Annotated in this window: 12 protein-coding genes; 1 reads left to right on the top strand and 11 read right to left on the bottom strand. The window is 64.3% G+C overall.

Going from position 1 to position 14,390, the window contains the following annotated elements; translation table 11 throughout:
* Positions 1-100 precede the first annotated feature (100 nt).
* The 9 genes from flhC to B2246_RS22605 form a co-directional block, all read right to left on the bottom strand.
* Positions 101-706: a flagellar transcriptional regulator FlhC gene (gene flhC, locus B2246_RS22645; protein ID WP_008647544.1), complete on the bottom strand. Its 606-nt coding sequence runs from the start codon at positions 704-706 to the stop codon at positions 101-103.
* Positions 703-1,020 (bottom strand): flagellar transcriptional regulator FlhD, encoded by a 318-nt coding sequence (gene flhD, locus B2246_RS22640; RefSeq protein WP_008647543.1) that lies wholly within the window; start codon positions 1,018-1,020, stop codon positions 703-705. Before flhD ends, flhC begins: the two co-directional genes overlap by 4 nt.
* A 399-nt stretch (positions 1,021-1,419) precedes the next feature.
* Entirely contained in the window at positions 1,420-2,172 is a 753-nt protein-coding gene (locus tag B2246_RS22635; protein WP_011518207.1) for a DUF4088 domain-containing protein, read from the bottom strand.
* Positions 2,173-2,280: 108 nt separating this feature from the next.
* The gene (locus B2246_RS22630) at positions 2,281-4,122 is read right to left on the bottom strand and encodes a methyl-accepting chemotaxis protein (protein ID WP_186426725.1); all 1,842 of its coding nucleotides are present in this window, start codon (positions 4,120-4,122) and stop codon (positions 2,281-2,283) included.
* Positions 4,123-4,160: 38 nt separating this feature from the next.
* Positions 4,161-5,819, bottom strand: a complete 1,659-nt coding sequence (locus B2246_RS22625) for a methyl-accepting chemotaxis protein (protein WP_286881237.1) — start codon at positions 5,817-5,819, stop codon at positions 4,161-4,163.
* 118 nt (positions 5,820-5,937) lie between these two features.
* Positions 5,938-6,426: a chemotaxis protein CheW gene (locus tag B2246_RS22620; RefSeq protein WP_008645727.1), complete on the bottom strand. Its 489-nt coding sequence runs from the start codon at positions 6,424-6,426 to the stop codon at positions 5,938-5,940.
* 150 nt (positions 6,427-6,576) lie between these two features.
* Positions 6,577-6,960, bottom strand: coding sequence for a response regulator (locus B2246_RS22615; protein ID WP_008645726.1), 384 nt, complete (start codon positions 6,958-6,960; stop codon positions 6,577-6,579).
* Positions 6,961-7,119: 159 nt separating this feature from the next.
* Complete coding sequence (locus B2246_RS22610; RefSeq protein ID WP_035880704.1) at positions 7,120-9,102, bottom strand: EAL domain-containing protein; 1,983 nt, start codon at positions 9,100-9,102, stop codon at positions 7,120-7,122.
* 136 nt (positions 9,103-9,238) lie between these two features.
* Entirely contained in the window at positions 9,239-11,044 is a 1,806-nt protein-coding gene (locus tag B2246_RS22605; RefSeq protein ID WP_035880703.1) for a methyl-accepting chemotaxis protein, read from the bottom strand.
* A gap of 550 nt (positions 11,045-11,594) precedes the next feature.
* On the opposite strand from B2246_RS22605, the gene B2246_RS22600 reads away from it, so the two are divergent.
* Positions 11,595-11,903, top strand: a complete 309-nt coding sequence (locus B2246_RS22600; protein ID WP_008645358.1) for an H-NS family nucleoid-associated regulatory protein — start codon at positions 11,595-11,597, stop codon at positions 11,901-11,903.
* Between the two features lie 200 nt (positions 11,904-12,103).
* Here B2246_RS22600 and galE read toward each other — a convergent pair whose 3' ends face one another.
* Positions 12,104-13,123 carry a UDP-glucose 4-epimerase GalE gene (galE, locus tag B2246_RS22595; protein WP_186426724.1) on the bottom strand — a complete coding sequence of 340 codons (1,020 nt, stop codon included), beginning with the start codon at positions 13,121-13,123 and terminating at the stop codon, positions 12,104-12,106.
* Positions 13,124-13,215: 92 nt separating this feature from the next.
* Positions 13,216-14,292 (bottom strand): tyrosine-type recombinase/integrase, encoded by a 1,077-nt coding sequence (locus B2246_RS22590; protein ID WP_035880699.1) that lies wholly within the window; start codon positions 14,290-14,292, stop codon positions 13,216-13,218.
* Positions 14,293-14,390 lie beyond the last annotated feature (98 nt).

The following is a 14,390-nucleotide window of genomic DNA, read 5'->3' as shown; positions in this document are numbered from 1 at the left end:
CACGCGTCAGGCACGCATCGGGGGCATCCCGCGCGGGCGAGAGGGGTCACCGCTCACCAACCCAGGGCCCACCTCCTGCGCGGACGTTGGGCCAGATGGATCAGGCTTCGGTCTGCGCGGCTGCGGCGTCCTTCGAGAGCTTCTTCACCTTTCCGGCGCGTGACGGCGGACGGCACAGGCTGCACACGAAGTTCGTGTGCGGCTCATAAGCGTGCGTGACGAACTGTCCACCGCAACAGGTGCACGAGGAAAGCTGCAGCATGTTGCTCTCGAAAAACCGTACTAACGTCCAGGCACGGGTGAAACTTAAGACGATTTCGCCGCCGAGCAGAGAAACATGCTCGAGATACAGGCGATAGGCCGCCACGACTGCGCGAATGCCAGACGTCTCGCCTTCCTGCACCATGAACTGGTACGCGGAGAAGAACAGCGACGAATGGATGTTCGGCAGCCAGGTGGTGAACCAGTCCGTGGAGAACGGGAGCATGCCCTTGGGCGGCGATGCGCCACGGAGCTCCTTGTACAGGCGGATCAACCGGTCGCGCGAGAGCGTGGTCTCGGCTTCAAGCACCTGCAGTCGCGCGCCCAGGCCGATCAGCTCGATGGCGAGCTGCGTCTGGTTCGCGTCCTGCAGGACGCTCTTGCGGTTGGGGAGGGGGGTGGCCGTGAAGCTGCGGGCTGGCGAGGCCTGGAGGAGTGCGGTCAATTGAGCGACTCCACAGGTTGCCGGGCCAGCAGGATAGCAGCGTGGATCTGCTGCATATCATGGCTCTTGGCCGTGTGTGTGAGTGTGGAAAGCAGCGCGTGATCGTCGAAGCGGAAACGGCACAGCACCATGTTCGATGCTGCCAGCTTGACGAGTTGCGCCGAGGTCAGTTTGGCGAGGATCTCAGCAATTTCCTTGCTGACGCCAAGCCTGAACATGGCTTCCACCTGGTTTTCGCGCACCAGTCGTTGCGCGAGCAGAAGATAGGCGAGATTGACCTCCCGGATCTCCTGGAGAACTTCACTGCTTTCCAATTTTTCCCCGCTACCAAAAAAACCCTCGACCGCTTGTCCGGCGCTTACCGGCAGATGCTGCTTGCCGGCGACCAGATCGTTAAGGTGCGTGTGCGATGGGTACGACGTACTACGAAAGTAACTGCGCCTGGTAACACCGTCTCTCTGAAACGTTACAGATGTTACAGAGTGTAAGTGAAACTGTTACGTTTATATCGGCTTTCCGCCTCGTATGCCAATCCCTACTTGAGTTGGGGGGAGACAAATGTCGTACAGATCAGACAAAGGCCGCGAATTTTGTAACAGGCTTTAGAACTGTCTTCTGATTTACATCAATGTTGTTACGGCCAGCCAACCGAAGAGACACTCTAATTTTGCGCAGCACACGTCACTGACTGACTGATCGACTGCCGAATTCCACTATTGACGAACAAGCGCGCCTTGACTAAAGACGCGCCGCAACCATGCTGCCAAGCGGGCAAATACATCGTCGGGCGCCTCCCTGAACAAATGCGGACACGCGCGCTCCACCTGTTCCAGCACGCGAGCAGCCTCTTCGGCGCCGATGGAGCCGTACTCCAGCGCCAGGCCCAGCAAGACGCGCAACTCTCCAACCTTGCTGCGCCCCAGCGCTTCGCTCTGCTCCGTCTGCAATCCGTACATGACGTCGTACGCGCGCTGCCGAAGACCATCGGCAACCCGCCACGCAGGCGTCTTCATGCGTTCTTCCAATGTGCGAATATCGACGGCGCTGGCCGATATCTGCGCGGCCAGCGCCTCGGTGAAGGCGGCGTCAGCACCTGCCTCGGAGAGAATCTGCGTGGCCCACTGGCGCGCGTGCTCGACGCGCTGCTGCGGCGTCCAATCGGGCTGCACGGCCAGGCCAAAGCCGAAGCGTTGCGCATCGCGCATCAACGCGGCCAGCGCATTGGGTAGCTGCTTGTCGAAGACCTTCTTGGCCCATCCATACTCGCCACTGGCCAGCAGGCGCATTACGGCGCGCTCGGTCAGCGGACCATCCTGCTGCATCAGTCGCGCACGCAGGAAGTCATCGAATGCAGGTGGGATGAACTGGGCATCGAGGCCCGTGGAGACCTTTACGAAGGCATCGAAGTCCGCGCGCAGCCGCGCGGATGCTTCGGCCGACAGGGACAGGCTGATGTCGGTGTTCATGGTGTCGTTGGACGAAAAAGCGCCCCGGCGCGGGCTGGCTCGATACCTGGCGCCGGGACGTGCGTCATCCTTCCTTGCGGCGCCGCAGAGCGGCTACCGGAAGTCTGGTCAGAAAGCGCTCCAGTCGCCGTTGTCGGAGGCGCTGGTCGCCGTGCTCGCGGAAATTGCCGGGCGCTTCAACTGGCTATCGGCAGCTTCGGCCGATTCCTCAACACCAGCGGCGGCAACCGATGTGGCGGCAAGCGCAGTGCCCGCGGCCTTGGCAGCCGTCTTCCTGACCGGGCGCGCCGGGGCAGGCAGGCGTTTCGCGCCCGACGGCCGTGCGACCGGACGCGCGGCTGGCGCCGGGGCAGCCAGTGCCGGCACGGCGTCATCGCCGTGGGACAGACGGAAGCCCGACACCGACGCCATCAGGCGGCTGGCCTGATCCTGCAGCGAACCTGCGGCAGCGGCGGCCTGCTCGACCAGCGCCGCGTTCTGCTGGGTGACTTCGTCCATCTGCGACACGGCCTGGTTGACCTGCTCGATGCCCGAACTCTGCTCGGCAGAGGCCGCGCTGATCTCGCCCATGATGTCGGTCACACGCTTCACGGCCTGCACGATCTCATCCATCGTCGTGCCGGCCTGCGACACCAGCGCGGCGCCCGTATCCACCTGCGCCACGGAGTTGTCGATCAGCGTCTTGATTTCCTTCGCGGCGTTGGCGCTGCGTTGCGCCAGGCTGCGCACTTCGCCGGCCACCACGGCAAAGCCTCGGCCCTGCTCGCCCGCCCGCGCGGCTTCCACGGCGGCGTTCAGCGCCAGGATGTTGGTCTGGAACGCAATGCCCTCGATCACGCCGATGATGTCGACGATCTTGCGCGACGCGTCGTTAATCTCGCCCATCGTCTGCACCACGCGGCCCACCACCTCGCCGCCGCGGACAGCCGTCTCCGACGCATTGGCGGCCAGCCCGCTGGCCTGGCGCGCGTTATCGGCGTTCTGGCGCACGGTGCTGGTCAGCTGCTCCATGCTCGAGGCCGTTTCCTCCAGCGAGGCTGCCTGCTGTTCCGTGCGTTGCGAAAGGTCGTTGTTGCCGGCTGCGATCTCGCTCGATGCCGAGCCGATCGATTCGGCAGACACCTTGAAGTCACGCACCATCTGCGAGAGTTGCTGCTGCATTTGGTCCATGGCATGTAGCAGGCTGGTCCGGTCGCCGGCACGCAGGTTCACGGCGTCCGAGAAGTCGCCCTCCGCGATACGCGCCGCGATAGCCGCGGCATAGCCCGGCTCGCCACCGAGCTGGCGCGAAAGCTGGCGTGCCAGGAATCCACCCAGCAGCACCGACACCGCCAGGCCGCCCAGCACCAGCGCCAGCATCAGCACGCGCGAGTGGTTATAGACGCTGGTCGATTCATCCATGTTGGCCTTGGCGCGCTCGTCGCGGCGCTTCACCATCTTGAGCAGGAGGTCTTCAAGCGCGCGGCTGTCCTTGAGAAGCTCGGCGCTCTCGGTAAACACGGTGCTTTCGAACTGCGAGGTGTCCAGTGGCTGCTTGCCGACCAGTTCGACGTACTTCTGCATCCGCTCGCGGAACGGCGGCAGCAGCGTCTCGTACTGCTTGTACAACGCCTGGCCTTCCGGTTGCGTGAAGGAATCCTTGGTCGACTTGACGCGGGTCTCCAACGCGCTAAGCGACTTCTCGATCTGCTCCCGCTCGGTGGCACGCTCGCCCATCGTCGACGCGGACAGCAGCGCGATCTGCGCGCGGCTGGCATAGACCAGGTTGATGTTGCCGTCCTGGACCGCCTTGAGCGCCTGCAGGTCACTGTTGTAGATCTTGCCGGTCCATTCCGTCATGCGCCCCATGTTGACGACGCCTAGCAAGCCAATGATGGCGCCGATGACGGATACAACCAGGAAGCCAGCAATCAGCCTGGTTGTCACGCGTAGTTGATTGAACCACTGCATAGAACTACCCCCTCCTTCCATTTGAATAGACCCGAAGCTCAGGCGTTGACCAGGCCGGCTTCTTTCCCCGTTTCACTCATCGTCGCCACCCGTCGCTTGCGCGGCGGCCGGACCTCGGCCTGCATACTCACGCGGAACGTGGAGATCGACTCCCGCAGGCGCTCGGCCTGTTCTTCGAGCGAGCCCGCCGCGGCAGCGGCCTGCTCCACCAGCGCAGCGTTCTGCTGCGTCACATCGTCCATCTGCGTCACCGCCTCATTCACCTGCTCGATGCCTGCGCTCTGTTCCGCTGATGCCGAACTGATCTCACCCATGATGTCGGTCACGCGCTTCACCGCCTGCACGATCTCGTCCATCGTGGCGCCGGCCTGACCCACCTGCTCCGCGCCGCTTTCCACGCGCGCCACGGTATTGCCGATCAGACCCTTGATCTCCTTGGCCGCATTGGCGCTGCGCTGCGCCAGGCTGCGCACCTCGCCGGCCACCACCGCGAAGCCGCGGCCCTGCTCGGCCGCGCGCGCGGCTTCCACCGCCGCGTTCAGCGCCAGGATGTTGGTCTGGAATGCGATGCCCTCGATCACGCCGATGATGTCGACGATCTTGCGCGAGGCCGCGTTGATCTCGTCCATCGTCTGGACCACGCGCCCCACCGCCTCGCCACCGCGCACGGCCGTCTCGGAGGCATCGGCCGCCAGCCGCGTGGCCTGATGCGCGTTGTCGGCGTTCTGCCGGACCGTGCTGGTCAGCTGCTCCATGCTCGAAGCCGTTTCCTCGAGCGACGCGGCCTGCTGCTCGGTACGCTGCGACAGATCGTTGTTACCGGCGGCCACCTGATGCGTGGCGGCCGAAATGCTGGCCATGCCGCCCTGGATATCGTTGACCACCGACTGCAGGCTGCGCTGCATCGTGCGCATGGCACGCGACAGTTCGCCGACTTCGTCAGCTGACCGGTGTTCGAAGTTGCTCGTCAGATCGCCCGCGCCCATGCGCAGTGCGAAATCCAGCATCTCGCGCACCGGACGCTCGACACGCGACACCAGCATCGAACCCGCCATGAACGAGGAGAGCACCGCGAATCCGAATGCGCCCCACAGCCACGGCCAGAGTTGCGCGGCTTGCTCCTCTGCCAGCCAGTGCACGCCGGCGATGGCCGCCAGGAACCACACCAGCCCCGCAAGCTGGGCCCAGAGGATGCGTCGCTTCAGGGTAATCCGCGTCATGCGGCCGATCAGGCCTGCCGGGCCGGTACGCACCACGGCGCCATCGCGGATCGCCAGGCCGCCGGCCCGGTTCTCACGGAAACGCCGATATGCGGCGTCGGCCGCGCCGATCTGTTCGCGACTGGCCATCGATCGCACCGACGTATAGCCGACGATGCGGTCGCCGATGCGTGTCGGCGTGACCGTGGCCTGCACCCAGTAGTGATCGCCGTTCTTGCAGCGATTCTTCACGATGCCCACCCATGACTTGCCCGCCTGCAGCGAATCCCAGAGATCGGCAAAGGCCTCGGGCGGCATGTCGGGATGTCGCACGAGATTGTGGGCAGCGCCAAGCAACTCGTCGGACGTGAATCCGCTCACCTCGACGAACGCCCGGTTGGCGAACGTGATACGACCCTTGAGGTCGGTTCGCGAGATCAGGTAGACGTCCGGGGGTAGCGGATGCTCCCGCTGGGTGACTGGCTGGTTGTTGCGCATGGCTCTGACTGCTTTGGGGGCGTTGACCGCGGTGTGCGGTCGGCCCACGCCACGCCCGGCAGGACGCGCGTGGGGCGAAATACGACCCGTCGCGGAGCGCTCGGGCCGCTAGCGCCGCTCAGGCGGCGCCAGCCGCGGCTTCGATGGCCGCGAGATCGTCGACGTTCATCAGCTTTTCGATGTCCGCCAGGATCAGCATGCGGCCCTCGAGCGAGCCGATGCCACGGATATAGTCGGTTTCGACGCCGCCCGACAGGGTCGGTGCCTGCTTGATCTGGGCCGGGGCTAGCGTCAGCACGTCGGACACGCCATCGACCACGATGCCGGTGGTCCGCTCATGGATGTCGACGATGATCACGACGGTGTACTGGTCGTAGCTGATCTGGGCCTGGTTGAACTTGATGCGCAGGTCGATGATCGGGACGATCGTGCCGCGCAGGTTGATCACGCCCTTCAGATACGCGGGAGCATTGGCGATCTGCGTCACCGTTTCGTATCCGCGAATCTCCTGAACCTTCAGGATGTCGATACCGTACTCTTCGCGACCGAGCCGGAACGCCAGGAATTCCTCTCCCGAGCCGTCCGTCCTGTTGGTGCTGATGTTCATGGTTGCCCCCGCTGGCATGGTTGATCGTTGCCGGGCTGGCGTGCCCTTGCCGGTACCGCGCATGGCGGCCCCTGAAACCGGGCATCGAGTATCGCCCTCTAGTAATTACGGCAGGCAGCGGGGTGAATGAAGGGCGACTTTGCGTGAAATTCACCCTACGTTGGGAGGGCCCAGCAGCGCGTCGACCGACGCCATGAGTTCCTCGGGGTCGAACGGCTTGGCCAGGAACCCCGATGCGCCGGCCTCACGGGCGCGTTCGAGGATGGCATCGTCATACTCTGTCGACAGCATCAGCATTGGCACCGTGGCGTAGTCCGGCATGGCGCGCAACGCGCGGATCAGGGACAAGCCATCCATGACCGGCATGACCTGGTCGGTCACCAGCATGTCGAAGTTGCCCTCCCGCGCGACCTCATACGCCTCCTTGCCATCCGACGCCTCGGTCACCCCGTAGCCGCCGGCACGCAGACAGGCGCTGGTCATCCGGCGCAGGGATGGTGAATCATCGACGACAAGAATGCTCAGGAGAGACATCGGGGACTCCGGGTTCGGGTGAGTCCGCCAATGACACGTCAAGACCGCCGGCGGCGGACGTGCCGGCTTTGGGCGAACGCGATACGCGCGGCACGCCCTTTCATTGGCATATCGGCGCGATGCGGCCGGTCTTTAGCGCCGATTCGCGAAGCGTGACCGCTAGACTGCCAATGGCCGTGCCGCGTGCAATACGTCGGCAAACCCGGGCGAGTCGAGCGGAACGGCCAGCAGGTAGCCCTGCACTTCGTCGCAGCCCATGCCGTGCAGGATCTCCAGCTGCGAGGCCGATTCGACGCCCTCCGCCACCACTTTCATCCGCAACTCGTGCGCCAGCGCCACCATCGAGCCGACGATGGCGCGACCCTGCGGATCGGCATCGAGCCCGCCGATCAGCGTGCGATCGATCTTGAGGGTGCCCACGCGCAGCCGTTTCAGATAACCGAGGCTCGAGTAACCGCTACCGAAATCGTCGAGCGCCACCTGGATGCCGAGCGATTGCAGCTCCGCCAGCGTTTCCAGCGACTTGGCGATGTCCTTCATCGCGGCGGTCTCGGTGATCTCCAGCGTGATCGCGGAAGGCGGGATGTCGTGCTGGTGGATATGTTCAAGCAGATAGCGCGGAAAATTGCGGCTCGCGAAACGCGTCCCGGAAACGTTGATCGCCACCGGCACCACCGGCAGCCCAGCGTCCTGCCAGCTCCGCACCTGCCCGCAGACCCGCGAGATCACCCAGTCGTCGAGCTTGTCGATCTGGCCCGACTGCTCGGCCACCATGATGAACTCGGCCGGACTGACCGCGCCCAGCGTGGGATGCCGCCAGCGGCAGAGCGCTTCGGCGCCCACCACCTGGCGCGTTTTCACGTCGAACTTCGGCTGGAACATCAGCGACAGGCCGTCGTCCTGAATGGCGGGCCAGAGGTCGCGCCGGATCACGCGCGTGCGGCGCGCGCGCTCCCCCGCTGCCGAGTTGAACACGCGCACCTGGTTCGAACCGCTTTCGCGCGCTTCCGACAGACTCACGCGCGCTGCCTGCATCAACCCTTCGGATGTGGCCGCATCGCGCGGATAAATCGCGATCCCGATGTTCACGCCGATCTGCATCTGCAGGCCGCGTGCCGCCACGAATTCGGCCAGGGACCCGAGCACGCGAGAGCCAAGGTCATGCGCGCGGCTGTGATGCACCAGATTGGGCACGCCAACGGCGAACTCGTCGCGCGCCAGCCGTGCCAGGAAGTCGTGCGGCTCCAGCGCGGCCTGAGCGAGCGCGCCCGCGTCCTGCGCCAGGATGTCATCGGCACGAACCTCGAAAACCTCGTCGACCTCGCGATAGTCGGCAATATGGATCAGCAGCACCGCGCACCCTGTCTCTGCCAGACGCGCATGGGCGATGCTTTGATCGAGCCAGCGGGCGAAGGCGGTTCGGTCTGGCAGGTCGGTGCTGACGCTGTATTCGCCGACCGGTGACAGGCCACTGCCGGAAGGCCGGATCGTCAGGCCGGGAATGCGGCCCGGCCCGCGGCGCGAAACGCGTCCGTCACCGGCCCGAAGCATAGGCATCGTGGCATGGTCATCGGCGACGTCGTCGTGCATTGCCAGCTCGGCCTGCCCCGGGAGCCATCCGCGCGCCTGGGCGCGATGCATGGCGAACATCGCCACGCACAGCAATGCGATCCCGCATGCCAGGAAGCTGGCTTCCGAGAAGTCGGCCGTGTCGATACAGGCCCGCGCCGTCATGACGGTGCCGCCACAGGCACGCCCCAGCCGCGCGCCGGCCACGGCGACCAGGCCGGCGCCAGCCAGCATCGCGGCGGCAACCGCCACGCGCCAGCCACGCGCGCCCTGTTGCAGCCAGTGAACCGGCGGCCCGATCAGATGCGACGTAGCCAGGCTGGCCACCAGCGATGCCGCAAACGTGGCCGCCATCCGCGCGCCATCGTTGGCGGCGGTCAGCGTGCCGGATGCCAATGTCACCCAAAGAGGCATGCCGAGCATCCCGTGCGACATCAGCGCGGCCGGCCACGTCATCGACCACATGGCCTTGCGCCCTGGCCCGCCTTCGGTTTTGGCGGCGCGCACGCCCACTGCCGCGGCAATGCCGAGCAAGGCTGCGAGCAGCAGGAGGCTGGAACTCGTGGCGATCATGGGGGCGACAGGAATGGGAAATACTGTGGCACCGAAAGCGCCATGATGCGCGCCGGGCGCGCGCCCCGCATCATGGCACTTCGCAAATGCCTCGTAAATCTAGCGTCGATGTGTCCTTGCTGGTTGACGGCGTTAATCAGAAGGTTGCCCAGTCGTCGTCAGCCGTGGCTGCCGCGGCCGGCTGGTTCGCCGACGGGCGCAGTGGCCGGCTTTCGGCTGGCGTGCGCGCCACGGGCGGCCGGCGGTTGGCCGGGAGCATCGCGGGCGGCGACGCGCGTTCGGCGCTGCGTGCCATTGCCGGTGCGGTTACCGGTGCGGTTACCGGCGACGTCGCGAGCGAATGCATGGCACGTTGGGCACCGGCATTGGCGCGCGCGTTGCCGCCATCGGCAGCCAGCGTGAACACCGACACCACGCCCTTGAGCTTCTGTGCCTGTTCTTCCAGCGCGCCAGCCGCTGCCGCCGCTTCTTCCACCAGGGCCGCGTTCTGCTGCGTGACCTGGTCCATCTGCGCCACGGCCTGGTTGACCTGCTCGATGCCGGTGGTCTGCTCCTGCGACGCGGCGCTGATTTCGTTCATGATGTCCGTCACGCGGCGCACGGCATGTACGATCTCGCCCATGGTCTGGCCCGCTTCGGCAACAAGCCGGGTGCCGCTTTCCACGCGCTGGCCGGATTCGTTGATCAACGACTCGATCTCCTTCGCGGCATTGGCGCTGCGCTGCGCGAGGCTGCGCACCTCTCCGGCCACGACCGCGAAGCCGCGTCCCTGCTCGCCAGCGCGCGCGGCTTCCACCGCCGCATTCAGCGCCAGGATATTGGTCTGGAATGCGATGCCCTCGATCACGCCAATGATGTCGACCACCTTGCGCGAGGCGCCGTTGATCTCGTTCATGGTGTCCACCACACGGCCGACCACGTCGCCACCCTTCATGGCGATTTCCGAAGCCTCGCCGGCCAGGGCGCCTGCCTGGCGCGCATTGTCGGCGTTCTGTCGCACGACGGTGGTCAGTTCTTCCATGCTGGCCGCGGTCTGCTCGAGCGATGCGGCCTGTTCCTCGGTACGCTGCGACAGATCCGTGTTGCCAGCGGAGATCTGCTGCGTAGCCGACGCCATCGAATCGGTGCCGCCGCGAACTTCGGCGACGATGCCCGCGATGCTCTCCTGCATGGTGGCCAGCGCCTGCATCATGCGACCGATCTCGTTCTTCGACATGCTGGAGATACGCGATGTCAGGTCGCCGCGCGTCATGCGCTCGAACACGTCGAGCGCTTCCTGTACCGGGCGGACGATGGCGCGGTGAAGCATCACGGTAGCGAATACCGCAACCAGGATGCCGAGCGCGATCAGCGCCAGCGACATCGCGCGAGTCGTCTCATAGCGCGACTGCGCGCCTTCGAAGTTGGCCTTGCCGGTATCGAACTGGAATTTCTCGAGCTTCTCGTGCGCGGCGGACATGCCGCGCTGCAGGTCTGGCAGCACATCGCGCGCCAGACGCAGCGCCTCGTCATGGTTGCCGGCCACCATGGCCTGCTCAAGCGGCTTGACGCCGGTCTCGAAGAACGCCTGCCGCTTGGCCGCCAGTTCGCCGGCCAGCGCCTTCTCATCGTCGTTCTGAGGCAGCGACATATAGGTCTTCCAACCCTTGTCGGATGACTCGATGAAGACATTGGCGCGGTCGACGTGTTTCTTCAGGTCATCGTTCTCGCTCCCCCGCATCACACCGCGATCGAGCGCCAGGCGCAGGCGGGTGGTGCCGAGCATCGCCTCGGACAGCGCCTGTGACGACGCCAACTGGTTGGAGTACGTCTCCTTGAGGGCGCCGTTGGATTGGGAAATACCTAGCAGACCGGCGCCGCCGACCAGCAGGAGGTTCGCCGTAAGCAAGGCCATTGCGCCCCGTAGAAGGGTCTTGATCTGGATATTCTGGTGGAAAGACATGATGTGCTGATCATTGGGGGGATAACCCGAAGACACCCCTGCTCCGGTCCCGGCGGAGCGATACCGCGCGTCGCCCCGCTCAGGCTTCGATAACGGCCATCCCGTGAGCTTCCTTGAGGCGTCGGCCCCCAACGTTGACAAAATGCCGGTTACGCCACGTGAGATCAATCAGAATTATCTCGTGGCACCTTCGGCACTTACTTTCAAATAGCTTTCATTTGATAAATGTAAAAACTCGCGGCGCGCCTGATTCAGTGCCCGCTGAATTCCCTGTCCATGCGCGATCACCCGGCAATATCGCCACTATTGAATGGAGCACTGCCCTGAGCACCGTAGATTCACGGGTTTTAGTGTGGCATGTGGCTTGGGCTGGCGCCGCCGGAGATCATCGCGCGGACCACATGCCAACCCGAAAGTTCAGGGATTATTCTAATTTGGGACTTTTTGCAGATTTCTCCGAAATCAAAGTCAGGGGATTTGCAGCGGCGAAATACGCCGTTATAATTCCCTTCGTCAATTCACGGACCAACACTAAAACCCGAGGATACAAATGGCGACCTATCAGGAAATCGTTCAGAAAATCAGCGAACTGCAGAAGCAGGCCGAAGAGATCAAGGCACGCGAGCAAGCCTCGGTGATCGCCGATATTCGCGAGAAAATCGACCAATATGGCCTGACCGCCGAAGACCTCGGATTTGGTGGCAAGGCGGTGGCCGGCAAGAAGGCCGTCAGCCGCAAGGTGCCGGTTCGTTACCGTGACAGCGCCGGCAATACCTGGACGGGCCGCGGCAAGCGCCCGGGCTGGCTGACTCAGGCGCTGGCCAATGGCAAGTCGATGGAAGATTTCCTGATCCGCTGAGCAATCCAGCCGATCGGCAGATAAAAAGAAACCGGGCGCTATGCCCGGTTTCTTTTTTGCCGCGTGTCCATCAGGGCAGTCGCCGCTAAGAGGTGATATCAAGATGAAGCGAAGCGGTTCTGGCTAGACGCGCGGCCGCAGACAGTACAAGTCGTACGGCAAGGCCGCGCAACGACGCCAGAATCATCTTGATAGCGCCGCTAAGCCGCGAACCCCACCGGGTTCAACGACTGCCAGCGCCAGGAGTCCTCGCACATGCGGTCGAGGTCGTGGCGGGCGCTCCAGCCAAGCAGCGTACGGGCAAGACCCGGATCGGCATAGCATTCCGCGATATCGCCGGGCCGGCGCGCGACGATTTCGTAGGGTATCGGCCGCCCACTGGCCCGTTCGTAGGCTTTCACAACTTCCAGAACACTGTATCCACGGCCCGTGCCAAGATTCACGGTCATGCCGCGCGGGTTCTTGCCTAGGTACGCCAGCGCTGCCACATGGCCATCGGCCAGATCGCAGACGTGGATATAGTCCCGCACCCCGGTGCCATCGGGCGTCGGGTAGTCACCGCCATACACACTCAGCTTTTCGCGCCGCCCGGCGGCCACCTGCGCCACATAGGGCATCAGATTGTTCGGAATGCCGCCCGGATCCTCGCCAATCGTTCCGCTCTCATGTGCGCCTACCGGATTGAAATAACGCAGGAAGGCGATTTTCCATTCCGGATCGGAAATTTCCAGATCACGCAGGATCTGCTCCCCCATCAGTTTGGTCTGGCCGTACGGATTGGTGGCCGATAGCGGGAAATTCTCGAGAATCGGCATCGCATGGGGATTGCCGTACACCGTGGCCGAGGAACTGAACACCAATTGCCTGACACCCGCCGACTGCATCGCCGAGCACAATGTGATCAAACCCTCAAGGTTGTTTCCGTAATACTCAAGCGGTTTGCTGACCGACTCCCCCACCGCTTTCAGGGCGGCAAAATGGATGGCGCCGTTGATCTTGTGCTCGGCGAACAGGCGGTCCAGCAGTGCGCGGTCGCGCACGTCGCCTTCCACAAAATGCGGTGTTGCGCCGGTAATCTTCGCCAGCCGGTTCACGACCTCGGCGCTGCTATTGCAGAGATTATCGAGCCCGATCACGTTGTAGCCTGCTTCATGCAACGCCACCCATGTGTGGGAGGCGATATATCCGGTCGCGCCGGTCAGCAATAGGGTCTCAGCCATGGAAATCTTCAAGGATCTGGATTGGATTCACGTCGCTCGCTCACCGAGTGGGCTGCCATCATAACCGTGCGTCATTACGGCTGCGATATGTATCATGCGCCGCTTCCACCGTTCGGGCGCGAAAGGGGCCTGCCCATGACCGGAAGCCCGGTGCGAGCCTGCCACGCCTCATAGGCTGCCCGCAGCCGCCAGCCAGACTCCATATCGCGCATCCCCAGCAACTGGGCCACCGCCGCCGGCGGCGTTCCCGCATCGAAGTGCATGGCACCACAGGTATTCCGCAGTGTCTGGGGCGACGCCCGTTCGCTGCGGCCCGCCAGCACGCCAGCCTCTTCCAGCAGGATCTCGACACGGCGATACACCGATGCCGCGTGCATGGCACGGCCGTTGGTCATGGCCGGGAACACGAGATCGCCTAACGTCTCCGCTGCCGCCCGAACGTCCAGCCAGTGGCGCAGCGGCGCGTGGACAAACCCGAACAAGGGAACGGTGTACGCCCGCCCGTTGTCCGTCCGGACCATGCGGATCGCCATCGCGCCGCCACCCAAGCCCTCGATCGCCTCCACGCGCAGCGCCCGCGCCTCCGCCACCTTGAGTCCGCCACCCAGCAGGACTGCGAGAAGCGCGACATCACGGGCGCGTTTCCATTGCTTTGGCGAGATGGCCTGGCTGTCCGGGCGGGCGGCCCCGGCAGCCGGCTCGGGCGCCGGGGCCAGAATGCGGGCCACCAGCAGGTCGCGCTCGCCAGGTAACAGAAAGGCGGTCGGGTCGTTCTCGCCTTCGGCGAGGTGCGACTTGACGGCCTGACTGGCCGGGTTGTGCAGGTTCTGCTGCAACTGGGACAGATGATGGAAAACGCGTTCGATCAGCCGCGCGTAACGGTAGCGGTGACGCTTGTGCAGATTCTGGGCGTCCAGGAACGCGCCAATCTGTGCGGCCGACCACGTCAGCGGTGTCAGTCCTTGCTCACATGACCAGCGCAGCAGCTTGCCCCACATCGCCCGATAGACCACGGCGGTGCCGTGGCGAAAACCGTGTCGCGCAAGCCAGCCGTCGAAGGCGCGGTCCGGGTGCTTTCGCCAGGCGTTGAGGTCGGCATCGAACAGATCGCCGGAGGTTGCCGGCGTTTCGCCGTCCGCCGTAACGAAATCGGCACTTGCCTGGGTCATGACCAACGCTCTCCCGCTCTGAGTATGCAAAGCAACGTTCTCATTGTAGACAAAGGGCCACTGGATCCCGCGATCGTAGCCCTCCGGCAGTTGCACAG

This window comes from Cupriavidus sp. UBA2010 (assembly GCF_002335265.1).
GTDB lineage: Bacteria > Pseudomonadota > Gammaproteobacteria > Burkholderiales > Burkholderiaceae > Cupriavidus > Cupriavidus metallidurans.
The sequence above is the reverse complement of the archived record's forward strand: the minus strand, read 5'-3'. Positions and strand labels throughout refer to the sequence as shown.

Bases quoted from the DNA above. Each gene is read 5' to 3' on its own strand.
- B2246_RS22635 (WP_011518207.1), bottom strand. From the start codon at position 2,172: ATGAACACCGACATCAGCCTGTCCCTGTCGGCCGAAGCATCCGCGCGG.
- B2246_RS22630 (WP_186426725.1), bottom strand. From the start codon at position 4,122: ATGCAGTGGTTCAATCAACTACGCGTGACAACCAGGCTGATTGCTGGC.
- B2246_RS22625 (WP_286881237.1), bottom strand. From the start codon at position 5,819: ATGCGCAACAACCAGCCAGTCACCCAGCGGGAGCATCCGCTACCCCCG.
- B2246_RS22620 (WP_008645727.1), bottom strand. From the start codon at position 6,426: ATGAACATCAGCACCAACAGGACGGACGGCTCGGGAGAGGAATTCCTG.
- B2246_RS22615 (WP_008645726.1), bottom strand. From the start codon at position 6,960: ATGTCTCTCCTGAGCATTCTTGTCGTCGATGATTCACCATCCCTGCGC.
- B2246_RS22610 (WP_035880704.1), bottom strand. From the start codon at position 9,102: ATGATCGCCACGAGTTCCAGCCTCCTGCTGCTCGCAGCCTTGCTCGGC.
- B2246_RS22605 (WP_035880703.1), bottom strand. From the start codon at position 11,044: ATGTCTTTCCACCAGAATATCCAGATCAAGACCCTTCTACGGGGCGCA.
- B2246_RS22600 (WP_008645358.1), top strand. From the start codon at position 11,595: ATGGCGACCTATCAGGAAATCGTTCAGAAAATCAGCGAACTGCAGAAG.
- galE (WP_186426724.1), bottom strand. From the start codon at position 13,123: ATGGCTGAGACCCTATTGCTGACCGGCGCGACCGGATATATCGCCTCC.
- B2246_RS22590 (WP_035880699.1), bottom strand. From the start codon at position 14,292: ATGACCCAGGCAAGTGCCGATTTCGTTACGGCGGACGGCGAAACGCCG.